This window comes from uncultured Thiocystis sp., from assembly GCF_903866365.1.
In the GTDB taxonomy this organism is placed as follows: Bacteria; Pseudomonadota; Gammaproteobacteria; order Chromatiales; family Chromatiaceae; genus Chromatium.
Window position 1 is genome coordinate 20,494 of the sequence record NZ_CAIPNF010000202.1, and the last position, 15,916, is coordinate 36,409.

General features: G+C 59.3%; 14 protein-coding genes. 7 read left to right on the plus strand and 7 right to left on the minus strand.

The features are described 5' to 3' along the window. Positions 1 to 159 precede the first annotated feature (159 nt). From QZY07_RS11590 to QZY07_RS11620, 7 genes are all read left to right on the plus strand, one after another. Positions 160 to 645, plus strand: coding sequence for an HIT domain-containing protein (locus QZY07_RS11590; protein ID WP_295402621.1), 486 nt, complete (start codon positions 160 to 162; stop codon positions 643 to 645). A gap of 265 nt (positions 646 to 910) precedes the next feature. Further along, positions 911 to 1,696, plus strand: coding sequence for a CHAP domain-containing protein (locus tag QZY07_RS11595; protein WP_295402623.1), 786 nt, complete (start codon positions 911 to 913; stop codon positions 1,694 to 1,696). A gap of 141 nt (positions 1,697 to 1,837) precedes the next feature. Further along, positions 1,838 to 5,368, plus strand: a complete 3,531-nt coding sequence (locus QZY07_RS11600; protein ID WP_295402624.1) for a CHAT domain-containing protein — start codon at positions 1,838 to 1,840, stop codon at positions 5,366 to 5,368. Further along, complete coding sequence (locus tag QZY07_RS11605) at positions 5,328 to 6,869, plus strand: hypothetical protein (protein WP_295402626.1); 1,542 nt, start codon at positions 5,328 to 5,330, stop codon at positions 6,867 to 6,869. Before QZY07_RS11600 ends, QZY07_RS11605 begins: the two co-directional genes overlap by 41 nt. 130 nt (positions 6,870 to 6,999) lie before the next feature. Next, positions 7,000 to 7,242, plus strand: a complete 243-nt coding sequence (locus QZY07_RS11610; RefSeq protein WP_295402628.1) for a hypothetical protein — start codon at positions 7,000 to 7,002, stop codon at positions 7,240 to 7,242. Positions 7,243 to 7,278: 36 nt separating this feature from the next. Further along, positions 7,279 to 7,557, plus strand: coding sequence for a hypothetical protein (locus tag QZY07_RS11615; RefSeq protein ID WP_295402629.1), 279 nt, complete (start codon positions 7,279 to 7,281; stop codon positions 7,555 to 7,557). 239 nt (positions 7,558 to 7,796) lie between these two features. Beyond that, positions 7,797 to 8,252: a hypothetical protein gene (locus QZY07_RS11620; protein WP_295402631.1), complete on the plus strand. Its 456-nt coding sequence runs from the start codon at positions 7,797 to 7,799 to the stop codon at positions 8,250 to 8,252. Here QZY07_RS11620 and traD read toward each other — a convergent pair. The 7 genes from traD to QZY07_RS11655 all read right to left on the minus strand — a co-directional run. Next, on the minus strand, positions 8,209 to 9,699 hold the full coding sequence (traD, locus tag QZY07_RS11625) for a conjugative transfer system coupling protein TraD (protein WP_295402633.1): 1,491 nt from the start codon (positions 9,697 to 9,699) through the stop codon (positions 8,209 to 8,211). The genes QZY07_RS11620 and traD overlap by 44 nt on opposite strands. Next, on the minus strand, positions 9,689 to 10,318 hold the full coding sequence (locus tag QZY07_RS11630) for a hypothetical protein (RefSeq protein ID WP_295402635.1): 630 nt from the start codon (positions 10,316 to 10,318) through the stop codon (positions 9,689 to 9,691). The genes traD and QZY07_RS11630 overlap by 11 nt, the downstream gene beginning before the upstream one ends. Continuing rightward, positions 10,315 to 11,874, minus strand: coding sequence for a MobH family relaxase (mobH, locus tag QZY07_RS11635; RefSeq protein ID WP_295402636.1), 1,560 nt, complete (start codon positions 11,872 to 11,874; stop codon positions 10,315 to 10,317). Before mobH ends, QZY07_RS11630 begins: the two co-directional genes overlap by 4 nt. Before the next feature lie 1,118 nt (positions 11,875 to 12,992). Beyond that, complete coding sequence (locus tag QZY07_RS11640) at positions 12,993 to 13,730, minus strand: ATP-binding protein (RefSeq protein WP_295402638.1); 738 nt, start codon at positions 13,728 to 13,730, stop codon at positions 12,993 to 12,995. Next, positions 13,675 to 14,613, minus strand: coding sequence for a DnaT-like ssDNA-binding domain-containing protein (locus QZY07_RS11645; protein ID WP_295402640.1), 939 nt, complete (start codon positions 14,611 to 14,613; stop codon positions 13,675 to 13,677). The genes QZY07_RS11640 and QZY07_RS11645 overlap by 56 nt, the downstream gene beginning before the upstream one ends. A 1-nt stretch (position 14,614) precedes the next feature. Then, on the minus strand, positions 14,615 to 14,833 hold the full coding sequence (locus QZY07_RS11650) for a helix-turn-helix transcriptional regulator (RefSeq protein WP_295402642.1): 219 nt from the start codon (positions 14,831 to 14,833) through the stop codon (positions 14,615 to 14,617). 687 nt (positions 14,834 to 15,520) lie between these two features. After that, the coding region (locus QZY07_RS11655; protein ID WP_295402644.1) for a hypothetical protein at positions 15,521 to 15,916 on the minus strand (396 nt) is incomplete at its 5' end.

A 15,916-nucleotide genomic window follows, 5' to 3' on the forward strand; every position in this document is an offset into this window, starting at 1 on the left:
CCAGTCTATCATTTATCCGATTTACTCAATGATTCGGTATTGAAGTACGCTCTCTTTCCGCACTTACGCTAAACACCGCCTGATCAATAAACTCTTGCACCAAGGGAGCCGCTTCGCTCCTCGCGGAAGTAAAGAATCTTATTATCAGGAGGCTCAGTCATGAATAGCACACATCGCTTATCATCGCTCATTCGACCCCGGCATCTCTTTTCGCGTGAGGAGTATGTCGCGATGCTTCCGTTGCTCTCGGGATGCCCATTCTGTGAGTCGGAGACCCAGTGGATTCTGGCGGCGAATGCACACTGGTATTGGTCGGCCTGTCTCGCTCCCTATTGGAAATTCCACACGATGATCGTGCCCCGGCGTCACATCGAGTCCCCGCACGAGATCGATCGAGATGAGGAGTTCAAAGACTACTTGGAAATCAACGAAATTGCCGCATCAGGTTACCGCTCCAGCGGGTTTCGGAGGACCGCTTCCTATACCCGTCACCGCGAGGATCCGTTTGAAATCGAGACCAATACCCCGCGTCTCACCCATCTTCACATCCACGTCTTCCCGGATCGCGCGGGACTCCTCGATCCGGTTCTCGATGCTGACGCCCGCGACTGGGATCCGAATGAGCTTCTCATCTCCCGGCATTAGCGTATCGCGACGGTAGGCGGCCGGAGGAAAGACATAGGACGCGACTGAAGACGAATCCGTTGATTCCCGCTCGGCTCAACTCGAAGCGGCTTCCTCACAGAGGAAGCCGCATCGTTGTTTTCGCTCCACGATGGCCAGTTCCGCATCATGACCCAGTTTCCGCATTGAAAACGGCCCTTTCCGCACTGTCCATGATCTATCGAGATGGTAGCCTGTTGCCTACCGATGGCAATGGCGCTAATCGGTAGACCCATGGAGCATTGCAATGAAGAAGACTTTGAATGGCATCATCCCGGCGCTTATGATGGTCACGGCATTGGGGATGGGCTCGGCGGTCGCGGATCCGCTCGTGAGCGAGGCCGAATTTCCGATGACGAGTCAATCCGCCGGCTGGCGGCAGATCCTGGTGACGGCCCCCACCGATGGGCCGGATGCGCAGGTGGAGATCGTCGAGGTCGCTGGAGACGGCGCGGAGACGACCGTCATCGACCGTACCACGGTGATGGCCGGCACCAGCTATCTGTTGACCGCCGCGTCCGTGGCTGACGATACGGCGGCGCTGCGTGTTTTCGCAGATACCCTGGTGTCCGTCGTGAGTACCAGTGGGGGGGACGACACGAGCGACACGTCGCAACCGACCGGCCATCGGCTGGCCGGCACGGCGGCGGTTAAGGGGCTGAGCAGTAGATCAGCGGCCAAGGCGGCGGCCTGGTGTTGGTGTACCAACTATGTTGGTAATCGCCATGGCTTGACGGGGTATCCCAACGCGGGGCTGTGGGATAACGGCTACCTGTCATCGCGGGGCTGGAGGCGTTCGAGTGAGCCGAAATCCGGGCACATCGTGGTGTTCGAGACCGGGTTCGTCCCTTCCCCCGGCCATGTGGCGACCATCAACAAGCGTGAGTCCCTGGACAGCAAACGTTGGAAGATCACCGCCCGGGGGGCAAACCAGCCAGGCTCAACGTTCACTGAATATGGATGCAGCAACGTGACCAACTGGACGATGACCGTCGCGAAGACGGATGCACGGATTTCCTACTGGAAGAAGTGAGATGTTCGCTGCCCCGGCCTGGATAGGCCGGGGCAGCGTAGGACCAGGGATTCAACGGATGTCTCACGGGCTGGAAGTTCCCCGACATTCGTTGGCACTTGAACGTGGATTCAATGCAAGCGACTTTTGGGGTGGCAAGTCATGACGAAAAAACAGGATCCACGGGCGCATAAAGCGCGGAAATGGTTCGGTAAGGGCGTTCAGGGCCTTTCGCGTGGTCCGCTTCAAGATGTGTCCTCAGCCTTTGCCCACGCCTATGAGCTGTTCAGTGCATTGATCACCGGAGGATTCAGTAAATTTCGGATCGAACTTGCGCACATGCGCATGAGGTGGGGCGACGCCCGTGCCGTCCTTGACGACCCTGCGGGAGCATCCGTCCACTACGCCGAGGCGGCTGGAGAATACGAGGCTCTAATCGGCAAAGGTCACAGCCAACTTCGATTACACCTTGCATACACCTATAGGTGCCTAGCGGACGTCGTCGACCTCCTCGACGATCCGTACCGAGCGATCGCTCACTACGTGCGAGCCGCTGCCATCTATGAAACTCTCATCGGTGAAGGATTCGTCCACTTTCGGGCTGATTTGGCACTGGCGTGGATGAGTCAGGGGGTGACGCTAAATACATTACAGCGCCTTGATGAATCGCTCCGCCTCTTTGAACAAGCGGCGACGTACTTCCAGTTGGAGATCGACGAAGGAAAGAATCAGTACCGCGAAGAAATAGCTAGGACTCGGATGAATTGGGGTGTTGCTCTACTCTCATATCACCACATTGAGGAGGCTATAGAAAAGCTCGAAAACTCTGTCGCCATCTATCAATCTTTGATTGAAAGCAGGCAGAATCATATTGTACCGAGCTTAGCCAAGGCATTAATGAATTTGGGTATCGCGTTCCAACGCCAAGACCGTACAGAGGATTCATTGAGATGCTATGCCTTGGCGGCTAAAATGTATCAGGAATTGCTCGACGCTGGGGAAATCAAATTCGGTCACAATTTATCTATTACTCTGACAAACTGGACGTTTGCACTCCTTAAATCGAACCGCGTTACAGAAGCTGCAAGCTGTTCTGAGCAGGCTGCTCTTACATTTCAAACCTTGATCGCGGGTGGCAAGAGCAGATTCCGCAGTTACTTGGCTACTGCCTGGATAGGTCAAGGCGCAGTGCTTACATATGGGAAGCAGGAAGACGAAGCCCTTAAATATTATGCACTGGCTGCTACTGAACTCCGCGCTCTAGTGGACGCCGGAAAGCTCCATTTTCGTGCGAATCTGGCACACGCCTATTATATTTGGGGAACCGCTCTATTCAATCTAAATCGTCTGCATGAAGCGTTAGATCAGTTTAGACAGGCTGCCGTCGTTTACCAAGATTTACTTAGTATGGAGCAGTCGCAGTACGGACCTCAAGTTGTTCGTTCGCTGATCGCAAGTATCATAGCAATGACACACATCCTTGTTCTGGAACCAGATTGCGGCAAAATCGATAAAGCCCAACCGTTTCTTGATGCCATAGCAGGGCCAACCGACCAGGCGTTAGCGGTCTTGTGTGCCAGTCCAAACATCTCACTTGAATGGCTAAGATCAACATCTTTCCTTGACAAAACAATTTGTCTTTTTCTGTCTGTGGATTTCGCCCGCAAAGCTCGGAGATTCGCTGAATATTTGGCGCGAGTTCTCAATGAAATCTCGCCCATCGGTTCGAGCGATCTGTATCCTATCGTCGAGCAACACTTTATCTGTCTGCTTAATGAAGCCATGGAGCGGGAACTCTGGGATCTCGCCCTGACCCTGGTCGGCACCGCGCGCGCCCAGCGGCTGGCGAAGCTCGCCAAGGCCGAGTTACTTCAACGCGCGGAACAGGCCGATGCCCCGGACGAGTTACAGCACTACCGCCAACTCGCGACGCGCCTGGCGGCGCTGGAGACGCTCCTCACGGTTCGTTCTGGCACTGACGCTGGAGGATTCATTGGCGGACGCGGGTTGGATGGTGACATGGGTCAGGACTACGCGCGTCTGAATGCCGAGTACACCGACACCCGCCGCCAACTGGATGCGTTGGAACAGACCCTGCGGACAGAGGGTCTGCTGCCCGATTTGGGAAGTCGTCTCTTCGACGGTGCCGCGCTGCGAGCACGGCTGGCACCCGCTGAGACAATCGCGATCCTGCTCCAGTCCGGCACTGACGATGACCGCCAACCCAGGCAAGGGGTGCTGCTGCTGACCCGCGATCAGGGCCAGGTGCTGACGCTGGAGTCTTTGTCCCCGCTGGGCGGGCGGCTCGCCCGCTTCCACGCCGCACTGGTGCGCGGTACGCGGGGACTGCGCAAAGGTCCGCAAGAGAGTCCCGCGCTGGCGGTCGGGGCCGCGACCATCGATCCGCGTCCGGTGGATGTGCAAGCCGAGGAATTGACGCTCAGCCTGGCCCAAGCATTCTGGGAACCGGTGACCCAAGCGCTCGGCCGAGACAGATCCCAAACGGTCTGGCTGATCCCCGCCGGTGACCTGCATGGACTGCCGTGGCAGGCCAGCGCCCCGCCGTTGGTGAAACACTGCCGCATCGTCCCCGCGCCCTGGTTCGTCCAGCAGGCACTCGACGCGCGGCAGACACAGCAGGAATCGCCGCCATGCGACCGCGCCCCGTGCCATCCTAGCGCAACCGCACCCCTGGGCGTGCTGGCCTATGAGGCACCGACCGGGCTGGAATCCCACTCGCTGCAACCGGACGAGGAACCGGCGCAGGAACTCTTTTTTCTCGATCTCGAACGCGCCCTGCTCCAGGCGGTGTGGTCCACCGAGGTCGTGCAACCCCTCGCCGATCTGGAGGCCGCGCAGCCTTCGGCGGAGTTTCTCGTGCTCGCTGGGCACGGTCAGAGCCATCCCGCGATCCCTGGCGCGGCGCGGATATGGGTCGGTCGCGCGGACGACGGGGCGCGCAGCTATGTGGGTTTCGGGGAGCTGTGGCGTTCGCCCCTCAAGCCCCAGTTCGTGTATTGCTCAAGCTGTACCGTGGGGCTGATGCAGGACATTGCCGGAGAACCCCTGGGGCTACCGAGTGCCGCCCTGCTGCGCGGGGCGCGCTATGTGATCGGCTGGACGGTGCCGGTGAACGATCTGGGTGTGGCGCTATTCTCACTGCTCTACCATTGGGCCTGGCGGGAGCATCAAGATCCCGAGATCGCGCTGAAGGTGGCACGGCAGGCATTTCTGAGAGGAGAATGGCCGGATGAAACCAAGGCGATTGCCCAAGAGCAGTTGGGATTGCACGTCGAATCCATGATCAAGCGTTATCTGGCGGTCGATCTCCACGGCAAGGGATCCCGGATTGGCAGTCAAGCCGAAGTACGAAAAGTGCTGAAAAAAGCACTCAAGGATGTCGTTGATGTCGTTCGACTGACCGAAGAGCCCGCCGACACCTGGGAATCCTGGGTGAACTGTCTCATCGAATGGCCCGACTCGAAAGGTGATCCCCAGTCAATCGAGGAGTTACGACAGAAAACCCAGAAATTGGCCGCCCAATTGATCGAATGCCGCTGCCATTTCCCGTTCCGTTACTTGGCAAATTTTGCCCTGGGTCTTGGTTCATTCGCCGCCCCCCATTCATTCCAAACATATCTAGAGAGTCATGATGCCGACGCCGCTTGTCAATATTGCCACTGCGATCCATAAGCCTACAGCGGATCATGAGCCTGTCAGGGACTACTACCATTCTCCCGTAGAACAGGTATTGGAGATTGAAACAGGCGAGGATCCGCAAAATCACCTGTGGCCTTTTGTATCTAAAGAGGACGCAACCAATTTTCCAAACGCGCTGCTTGATTCGGAAAAAAGCATCCCTGCAACCGAAATACAAAAGCACATAAAGGAAAAAACGGCAAGCGCACGCAGCGAAGGGGTTATCTGTTTCTATGAGATCATCATGATCGCTTTAGACAAGAAGCACAAGATTGATGATTTTCAGAAAAAATATGAAAAATACCTTGTCGCCAATAAATCTGAAAACAAGGACATAGCGATTTTTGCTAAAAAACAGTTCTTTTACGCCTACGGTTACCTGCTCAGCCGTCGCATACGCAATCTTGACGTAAAATTTGACAAGATCGATGAAGCGTCTAAGAATTTATTCAAGACTCAATTCCTTCCGCACGAAGACAGCCTCGTCCTATCACAATATGAATACTATGTAAAACATATGTATGATTTCTATCTTCGCGAGAGAGATGGAGAAAAAGGCGAGGCTCTTGGGAAGAAAGGTCTTTTAGGGTTTGCCCAGCGCAGTTTCAGAAACAGAGAAAGAAATGAAGGTCGTCTTAAATACGATGGCGAAAAGAATAAGCGCCCTTATCTTTATGGTCCGGCATTGCTCATGCGCCTGATCTCAATGTCATTCAACAACGAGAAGTTGGAAATTAATCCAATTCGCCCAGATAACGCATCGAATTACATAAAAACCGAACAATCAACAAAACCTTTTGATTTAGGACCTCACGGCGGCGAAAATGAAACAATTGCCATGTTCGTTTTCTGCATGGTGGTCGAGCACTTTCTATCACAACAGGATCCCGTTGGGCAGTCTGCGTCCATAATTCAACATGAGATAACCAGGATAAAAAGAATGCCCGAATATACAGAACTGAGCGACGAAAAGAGAGAAGCAATTAAGATCATGGAAGCGGCAAACAAAATCTTGTTATCCCGCCACGGCATTTCAGGTCAGCGTTTCATGTCAAGCGGCTTCTCGTCTCCGCTATGTAATATAGAAGACACGGCCGTTAGGGATCTTCTTGCGCGAAGTGAATTCATCGAGGCGGAAGTCATCGATCAGGATACAGAAGATGCTGACTCTGTTTATCAACGCGATACACTACACGTCTGGATTCCTTACGATAGCGCGAATCTAGAGCACGTTATAGAGGTCCGTTTCTTTTTCTTCGTGGTGGGGAACAACGTCTCAGAAAAATTGCCTTTTCTTTCAATAGGATCCTACGAAGACAAGGACAAAAACCTGCGCGACTGTGATGGTTACTATTTTGTAGCTGAGCGAACTGCGGGGTTCCCTGAAAAATATCTTCATCGAGACCATCTGAATTTATGTGTGAACACAGCATACGCCTATTCTTTGCCAGATGACCAAACGACGGCACATGTGATCGTGCTATTAGAGCAGTAAAGCGCTGGTTCGATATATCAGAAGCGAAATCCGCCCGGAGACTCGCCTTATCCGCCAAGCACCACTTCCCAAGGGCTGCTAGTTTATTCATCAAGCGCCATGCTTGATGAAACCGCCCTGGGAGATCACCATGAAAGCCATCCCCGCCCGTAAGGTTCGCCGTGTCCTCAAATCCATCGGTCTCCGTCCCGCAACCAAGGGTTGCGGGACCGGGCACGAGGTCTGGGCCGATTCGGCTGGTCGTACCTGTCACCCCGTGCTTCGGCATCATGATCTACCCTGGCAGTACCTCGTCCCGCTGAGCTGGGAGTTGCACTCGAAAGGGATCTGCTCGCGCAATCTGTTTTTTCAGCAGGTGCGCAGCAGTCTATAAGTGTTTATTCATGACCACTTCGAAAAGGAGATTGCCATGTCCGCCAAGCCTGTTCACCCCCGCGCCTCGATGACTGACTATCGGTTGCTCCCGATGGGCGACGGCAAATATGCCGTGGTGACATCCGATGGTACCTGGATCTGTGTCACAACGGCAAACCATTCGGCGCTGGAGCGCATAACCAAGCGTATTTCTCATGTCTTCACGGCCCTCTGGCGCGTCCTCGTTAGCCACGCCAATCAACCAGCCGTGTCATCCGATCCAACTGGCGGAGCATCATGGAATTCGAGCCCGCGATCGAGCGCATCCATTTGAATGATCGTTAGTCAGACTTTTCCAGAACCAGCCGGCGAAGGCGGAGCATTCGGTATTCAATGGCTGGCGCATGGAAAAACAAGGGATTGCTGCTTCATCGCATAGAAGAAAATCGAATGCCACTTCAAGAAGCCCCCGACTGATCGCTACGATAGCTTGACGGGATGCGCCGATCGGTGAAAAGCAAAGTATTCTGTAGCCGTTATTCAGCCTCACAATCTCATAACGAGGAAGCTCACATGTCAATCACTCTGCAAGAGAGAATTCAAGACCTGATCGGTTCGGCGGAGCCAGGCGCAGCGATGACGCTGAAAGATGCATACGCGCTTGGCGAGCAAAACATCACTGAGATGACAAAGGGCTTTTACTATACAATCATATACAATTTTCAACTGGGTTACGATCATGATGACTATGGTGCCGTGACGAGCAAACATTATGGTGAATATTTTGATACATTAGCATCAGACCATGGCAAGCTGAAAACTTGGCGCATATTTCGTTATTATGCGCTGTTGGCATTTAAAAAGAGCGATGGGTCATTGGTCGCGAAACGAGAAGCAGCCCTCAATGCTTTTTCAGAACAGCTTCTGCAATCCCTCTATACAAATCAGCAGTTCCTGGAAACCGGTGGCATTTTTTCTCAGAACATCAAAGACGCTGCAGGGGTTTTATTATCACTGGTCGATGACTAGCGATGCCGAGCTGAATCGTCAGACGCAGTCCGGCTTTTCTCCCCTTGTTGAGCGACAGGATCAGCGGATCATTGACGACCTCGGACGCCTCGTCGATGAAGACATTGACCGGACGATGGTTGGCGCTGTAGTTGTAGCGGTCGCCTGCCACGGCGGCCAGATCCGCGATCAGGATCGAGCCGATGGCCGCCCCGACCATGCCGTCTGAGAGTGAATCGAGCCCGATATAGGCGACCTGGGCGCGCTCGACGATGCTGGCCATGGCGGTGATGGGCCGCGCGTCGGTCGAATCGTCGCTGTCAGGCGACAGGAGTGGTCCGAGCGCCCCGGCGGTGAGCATGTTCAGGATCGGGAACAGGCTGGCGACCATCTTCGAGAAATGCACCTTGTCGTGCTCGAACAGGGATACCAGCCCGTCAACGACAGTCGAGGGCTGATCGGCGCGGACCTGTTCCTGATAGAAACGCACCAGGCCCCTGGCCCGTGCGGTCGTGTCCTGGGCCTTGCCGAGATAGCGCGCGGCCGGCCCCTCCCAGCCAGGGGCCTGCGCGTCGAAGCAGCGGGTGAGCACCCGCACCACCAGCGCCGCGACCCCGCCTTCGAGATAACGGCGCAGGTTGACCAGATTGGGCCGCTCGCCGGCGGCCAGGATTCCGCCGATCACATGCGAGAGCGCCATCTGCGAAAAGCTCTTGAACGGGTCGTTGCCGCTGACGCTGGGCATGATGGCGGCGATGCGGCTGGCGATCTCAGTGGCGCGATTGAAGGAATAGAGCGGATCGATGCGATGGCTGCGATCCGGAAAGGCGGGATGGAAGCTCACGAAGCGTCCCGGCTGGCCGGTGCGCGCACAGGCCAGCCGCGCCGAGTGCTGGAGGTCCTGATCGCCTTTGGGATCGAGGATGACCACCGCCTCGCCGCGCAGCACCGCCTGGGTGACCAGCAGATCGAGCAGCCGGGTCTTGCCCGAGCCGGTGGTGCCGACAATCAGGATGTGCCCGGCGCTGTGCTCCACCGGCAGCCAGACCGGCGTTTCGCGGGCCGCCAGTCCGTGCAGCCAGTGAGCACCGAGTTGCGATTGGGCACGCACGAAGCGTTGCGGCCCGGCGCGGATCAGATCGAGCGAGAGTTGGGCATGCTCGCTGTTCCAGTCGAACCCCCAGCCAAACCAAATGTCCTCGCGATGGCGCCGGCACTGTTGGGCCAAGGTGTCCTGACCCATGAACGCCAGCGGTGATCCGCCAAGCCGCGCCCGGCGGTGGCTGTGACGCAGCGCGGGCAGCAGCCAGCGCAGCGCCAGCGGGATCGACAGCGCGGCGAGCACCTGAAAGGGGCGCTGATGCACCGGCCAGAAGCCATGCAGACCCGCCGCCACCAGCCCGACCGTTAGCCAACTGACCAGGGCGGCCAACGCGAAGTTCGAACGCCAGGGTGGGTTATAGGCCAAGGGTGATCATTCCCTTGGCAACTGGATACATCCCCGGCAATTTTTCCAACGCACGTAACAGGGCCGTTTCCGAAAGCCCGGCGCGTTTGGCACCGTCGAGGACCGGACCGCGTAGCGACACCGACAAGGCGTTGGAACGTTCGGTGATCGGCCCCAGGGCGGGGTCGCGGGCGAGCAGACGCTGGCGGACCACGCACGCGTAGTCGGTGGCGGCGGTGGCCGGTGCCGAGGCGCACGCCGTAGGCACCGTCGTCGCGACGGCGACCGACTGTGTCGATTCGGCTGGAAGCGTTGGCTCCGGGTGACCGGCGACCGGCGGATCGAGGCCCAGTGCCAGCAGGTGGCGCGAGACCTCGCGCGTGAGCCAGACGCCGGAGACGCCCTCGTGCGCACGGAACTTGAGCATCGGCTTGAGCGGGTCGCGCTCGATCCAGTCGCGCGTCACCAGATCCTGGAGCACGGCCGCGGGCGGGGTGTCGAATCCCGTGAGCGCCTGGGGATAGGGCAGGAAGACCTTGCCATTGACGGTGCTGGGCAGCGCATCGAGCGTGAGGCGTGCCTGTGCGCTCGCCGCCGCCAGTTGCACCAGGACGGACCCGGCGGGAGCGGATTGATTCAACCAGGTCCGCGCGTGTTCGGCGCTCGAAATCTGGGACGGTGTGGCGTCCAAGGTCGGTGGGGGAAAGGCCGCGACGGGCGCTGACGTGAGTGCCGGCGCCGCGCCAACACGCGGGTCGGGAACCTCGTCGGGGCGGTCGCGATGGAACAACGGGGTCGGTGGAACAACGGGGTCGGTGCCGACCGCAAGGCCACCAGCGCTGACGTGACCTCCGCCGCTCCGGGCAGTGGCGCGGCGGCGGGCGGCGTGATCGCGGCGGCGGCCGCGTCCAATTCGACCGTGGGCAAGACCGGGTCGATGGTGCGGCGGACCAGCGCCGTCACGGGTGGCACCACGCCCGAGAACAGCAATTCGGGCGAGGACAGACGCAGAAAGGACAGCTCGACCAGGCGTTCGCGGGCGAGGATGGCGGGGGCCAGGCGCCAGTAGCGCGCCGGACGTTCGTGCTCGGCGAGCGGACGCGGCACCGCGAGGTGGCGATCAATCAGAATGTCCGCCAGGGTGTCGGGATCGCGCGGGATCCCCGGTACCCGTTCGTCCGTGAGCCGTTGCAGGATCGCCGGCGCGCAGTCCGACCAGACCAGATGCAGCCCGTTGGGGGGGAACAGCCAGACCTGCGCGCCCGGCGCATTGACCGTCCAGGTGCCGTCGCGCAACAACGAGCGCATGGTGTCGACGAGATAGCGTTCGATCGGGACCCCGAGCGAGAGGGCGTCGGGATCGAGGCGGTTCTCGCGCAGATCTTGCGCCACGCTGGCGCTGTCAGCGTCGCGCATCAGGTGATAGAGCAACGCCTGGGTGTCACTGCCTGCCAGCACCCGCCCCAGCGTGTGCCACACCAGCGGATCCGGGTCCATCAGCCATTTCCTGACGGCGGGGGTGAGCAGTTGATGGAACACCGAGGCGGTGAAGACCTCGTGTCCGTGGTGGATGCGTTGCGCATTCCAGCGCAGGAAATAATGGTCGATGCGCAGGCGGGTCGCCCACGCAACGATGGACTCGTCGACCGGTTGCCAGCGGCTGGTCCCGGCGCGATCGAACACCGACACATCGGCCACCGGCTTGCCGACATCGTGTAACAACCCGACGATGAAGGCCGCCAGATGCCAGCGCGGCTCCAGGATACGTCGCTCCTCCGGCAGGCGGTCCAGGGCGAACAGCTTGCCACGGCTGGCGCGGGCGGCCTGGAAGGCGACTTCGAGGCCATGGCGAAACAGTCCCCCCGCTCCGCGATGGTGATGCGTTTCCGACGCCGGCAGCAGGTGGACGAAGGCGGCATAGTGCTCGATCAGCGGGACGATCAGGGTCTGATAATCCTGGTCGGTCAGCGCCAGGGCATCCTGCAGGCTGGCGATGAGCTCGCGTTGGGTGTCCAGAATCTGGGCCGTGCTGGCAACCGGCAGCCCTTTGAGGAAGGGCGGATAGCGGGGGATCTCCGTGTCGGTATCGACGCCGTGAAGCACCGTGGTCAACACGGCATCCTGGGCTGACGTCCCACTGTCGGCCCGGAGGAACGCGGACCAGGCCGCCTGGCAGCGGGTCATCAAGCTCGGCATGGTGATCGCGCGGCGCACCGGATGAAGGAGATTGGAGCACGGATCAAAGCATGGTTTCAGCGCGGGTGGGTAGGCGAAACGGTGCATGGGCGGGCGCCCGTTTTCCCACGGCAACTACGTCGCGCCGCATTCACCGTTCCCGATCATTCCCGCCCGATCGCCTGGCTATGATCACCATTCTTTCATGCCTTTGGTCTGGTGACATGGTCAACAGTGCGCGTTTATGGCTTGTCCTCCCGCTCGTGGCGCTCTTGGGGTGTACCACGACGCCGACACCGATGCCGGCGGCGGTTTCGCCGTCACGGCTGCCCTTCCCAAGTTATGTGACCAGCCACGCGGCGGAAACGCGGGGCGGGGCCGCCTGGCGCGGTGGTCAAACGGAACACGCCCTCGACCCGGACGGTCAGTCGTGCGGGGTCGCCTTCGATGGGCGAGTGCGCTGCTGGCGGCGGCTGGGCGATCCAGTCACCCGCCCAGAAATCCTACAGGATGGTGACAGGATCGTCCGTCCCCGGTAAAGACGCTGATAGGGCAGAAAGAGCTGTCTGGTGAGGAGGCGTGGCAACGTGTCCGACGGTGAAGTCTCCTGCCCCACGGCGGTCATGATCTGCGCCAGGCGCGGACCGGCGGGCGGATGCCTGCCGAGCCAAGCTCACGCGGAATCGGCTGCGGCGGCGTCGGGCGCCCCGGCGGATGTCGCCGTTACGGTTAGTGAATCGGCCTCCCGGATCGGTATCGTGGGCGCTTCCGGCGTGGCCTCAGGATACGGTGACAGCAGCAGCTTGGAGGAGTTCGGCGCTGACATGGGCGAGTCGTGCAGTTGCTCCTGATGTTGCCAGAAGGCGCCGGAGATACCTTGACTCGCACGGCATTGCTAATCGATGAGCATCGCCCAGTGTCCAACGGCGCTGTTCGCCGACACACTCTCTCGACAGCATCAGGCACCCTAATCAACCCGGGGCTGTTTTTCGGCTACCAACCGCGATCAACGAGACGCGGTGTCGGAGTCAGCGCAGCACCGGACAAATCCATCGCTTCGGCCAGCCTGCCCGCCGGATCTTGCCAGTCCGCAGCGCGCGCGATCTTGTATCTCCACATTAAGGGTCGGTAACGGGCCATCAAATTGCGTCGATGGCACGATGATTCTGACCCACCCTGCGATAGCTCGGCCATGTGAAGGACACCACGGCGGAGGCGCCTTCCAGCAGCCGATCCATGACCCGCTCACCAAGATACGCCTCCATCTCTTCGGCAGTCAGGTTGCCGATCAGGATGGTAGGTCGCAGCTCGGCATAGCGGGTGTTGAGCACGTCGAAGAGCATGGCGCGCCGCTTGTCATCGCTCCCGATCGCCAGGCCCATTTCGTCGATGACCAGCAAGGTGGGGGTCGTGAGCAATGCCAGCGTCTGGCTCTCCGTTCGCTGTGCGTGAGGCGAGTAGGCTTCACGCAGTAAGCGCAGGGCCGCCGCGACGGACACGAACAGACCAGGATGGCCGGCACGCATGACGCTGGTCAGGATGGCGCAGGCGAGATGCGTCTTACCGGTGCCGGGGCTGCCGATCAGCAGCAGGCCATCGCCCCGCGGATGAATGGTCTCGAATTGCTCCGCATAGGTGCGGCAGACCGTCAGTGCCTGGCGCTGGGGCGGTGTGACGGCGGTAAAATTTGCAAAATTCTTGTCACGAAACCGCGATGGAATGCCGCAGCGTCTCACGGCGGACTCCAGTCGTCGCTGGGCCGCTTCACGCCCGGCTTGGGCAAGCGCTTGCAGTTCGCGTCGACCATAGGCGGCCAGTTCCTCAGCCGAGAGCAGCGGGTCGCAGCCACGGGATCTGATCGATTGGCGTGGCCCCACGGGCATAATCCTTGTCAGCGAATCGGCACTCTGGTGCATGGTCTTGCCTCTCTGTTTCTCTGGTGTGTAGCCCCTGCAGGCGGTTGATGAAGGTGGCTTCCCAACTCGTGCGGGACTCTCCGGTATCGGTCCAGTAGACGACGAATTCGTCGATCTGGGCCTTGACCCAATCTTGGGGCATGCGCTGCTTCGACGCCCAGGCGAACACCCGCTCGCCAGGCTGCCAGTCGGGCGTGATCGGTTGCGCTGGTTCGCGACTATTGGTCCGAGGCACGCGTGGCGGCGAATGGGCGCTCAACGACGACTTCTCTCTATTTTCTTTTTGAGGAATAGAAGAGTCGTGGTGGTTGGGGGGTACTGGGTTCCCTATTAAAGGGGTACGCTGTTCCCTAAGCAGGGAACTGGTTTCCCCATCGGCGGAACTCAGTTCCCTACCCGTCGGCACCCGATTCCTTAGGGCATACTGTTCCCTAGCCTCCGGTGGGGAACGCTGTTCTCGCTGTTGGGGTACTGAGTACCCAAGGGAACGCTGTTCCCCATGATCGGTGTCCAAGGGATCTCCAGCGCCCTGCTCCCAGGCTTCAAGCAAACGGTGTTTCTCTGCAACAAACAGACTCGCCTCCTGTCCTTCGCAGAGCAGGCGATAGCTCGTCCTGCGCCCCGGCCCACCTCGGTCGCGCTCGATCAAGGCGCCATCCAGTCCGTTTAACGCCTTGGTAATCCCCCGGCGGCTCAACTCGGTCATCGTTTCCAGAACGCCGAGGGAGAGATAACAGCGTTGACCGTCGTGACTCGTATGCTCCGCCAACGCCAGCAAGACCAACCGTTGCGCCAGCGTCAATCCCCGGCGGCTCCACGCCCAACCACGCAGCTCGTCGCTCATCTCACACGACCTGTTCGGGCCGCTCGCGCAGCAGTTCGACCACCTGGACATCGAGTGCGTGGGCGATCCGCTTGATGCTGCCGAGGGTGGGGTTCTCGTCACCGATCTCGAGGCGGCAAATCCAAGTCTGGGAGGTGCGCGAACGTTTCGCCAATTCTTGCTGGGAATACCCGCAGTGCTGTCGCAGCCGACGGATGTTGCGACCGATGGTGCTGTTCATGCAGAGTTCCGAATCGCTGATGGTGATTCCAATGGGGTCTGGTGACGAAGGCCGATGTCGGCAGGAGATCGGTACCCGATCAACCCGAATGCAGTGACAAAGCAGCCATTGAATCCGCTTGCCGGGTCACTGACGCCCGCAACAGCGACAGCGTTACCATCGAGCGCACGCGCGAAGCCAAGACAGCGGGTGATGTTCGACACCGTTTGCCTTCGAGAATCATCCATAAGCAGATGAAATGAGCCACTCCGACCTGACTCGTAGTAGACGCTGATCAGGGCGCTGAGCCACCCCGAAGACATACTGATTCGGGCGTTGCACGTCATAATTGGTGATGCTCCCCCGTTCTCGAACTTGGAAATGAACGCGTGACGCAAACGTGACGCACGACAGTCACGTCAGGCACGATTGAGTCACGATGAGTCACGAAAGCGCGGGGCAGGATGTGCTAACGCTTTGTTTTAGAAGAGGTGAATTTTGAAGAAAGTGGCTACGAACCAGGTGGTCGGGAGTTCGAATCTCTCCGGGCGCGCCAATAAAACAACGGCTTAGACGATCATCGTCTAAGCCGTTTTTCTTTGAGTCACCATTGAGTCACCACGCGGACGTGTTTTGCGGCGATTCGACGGTCCTTCGTCCCCTCCCGAATCCGCCGCTTCCATCGCGGCCACGCAACTTCGTTCTCGATCATCTTCCGCGTTCTCCACGGATACGGGCAAGCTTGGGTGGCCGCCCGCCTCGGCTGGACGTTATCGGCTGGGTGTCGCGTGGTAAATCGGGCCGCGGCGAGATCCAGGAGCCGCGCAGGTGCGGCTCCCAATCGGGCCAGTGGCCCAGAATGGCGGCGAGCGCCCGCGCGGTGCGCCAGTAGTCGTACCTCGAACTGGGCGCGAGTTCGGCGGTGCCATGTTCCAGCACCCAGCGCAGGTGCTTGGCTTTGAATTGATAGGGTTCGCGGACGCCGAACCGCTCGGCGATGAGCGCCTGCATCCGGGTCGCGCGTTTGAGGTGCCCCTGGACCCCGCTTTTGGCCCCTGGCTGCGCGCGTCGCAGCAGCACGGAGAGCTGCATCAGCGGCCTCCG

What these genes read in the sequence shown, in the direction of transcription:
- QZY07_RS11590 (WP_295402621.1), top strand. Translation starts at nt 160, where the DNA reads ATGAATAGCACACATCGCTTATCATCGCTCATTCGACCCCGGCATCTC.
- QZY07_RS11595 (WP_295402623.1), top strand. Translation starts at nt 911, where the DNA reads ATGAAGAAGACTTTGAATGGCATCATCCCGGCGCTTATGATGGTCACG.
- QZY07_RS11600 (WP_295402624.1), top strand. Translation starts at nt 1,838, where the DNA reads ATGACGAAAAAACAGGATCCACGGGCGCATAAAGCGCGGAAATGGTTC.
- QZY07_RS11605 (WP_295402626.1), top strand. Translation starts at nt 5,328, where the DNA reads ATGCCGACGCCGCTTGTCAATATTGCCACTGCGATCCATAAGCCTACA.
- QZY07_RS11610 (WP_295402628.1), top strand. Translation starts at nt 7,000, where the DNA reads ATGAAAGCCATCCCCGCCCGTAAGGTTCGCCGTGTCCTCAAATCCATC.
- QZY07_RS11615 (WP_295402629.1), top strand. Translation starts at nt 7,279, where the DNA reads ATGTCCGCCAAGCCTGTTCACCCCCGCGCCTCGATGACTGACTATCGG.
- QZY07_RS11620 (WP_295402631.1), top strand. Translation starts at nt 7,797, where the DNA reads ATGTCAATCACTCTGCAAGAGAGAATTCAAGACCTGATCGGTTCGGCG.
- mobH (WP_295402636.1), bottom strand. Translation starts at nt 11,874, where the DNA reads ATGCCGAGCTTGATGACCCGCTGCCAGGCGGCCTGGTCCGCGTTCCTC.
- QZY07_RS11645 (WP_295402640.1), bottom strand. Translation starts at nt 14,613, where the DNA reads ATGAGCGACGAGCTGCGTGGTTGGGCGTGGAGCCGCCGGGGATTGACG.
- QZY07_RS11650 (WP_295402642.1), bottom strand. Translation starts at nt 14,833, where the DNA reads ATGAACAGCACCATCGGTCGCAACATCCGTCGGCTGCGACAGCACTGC.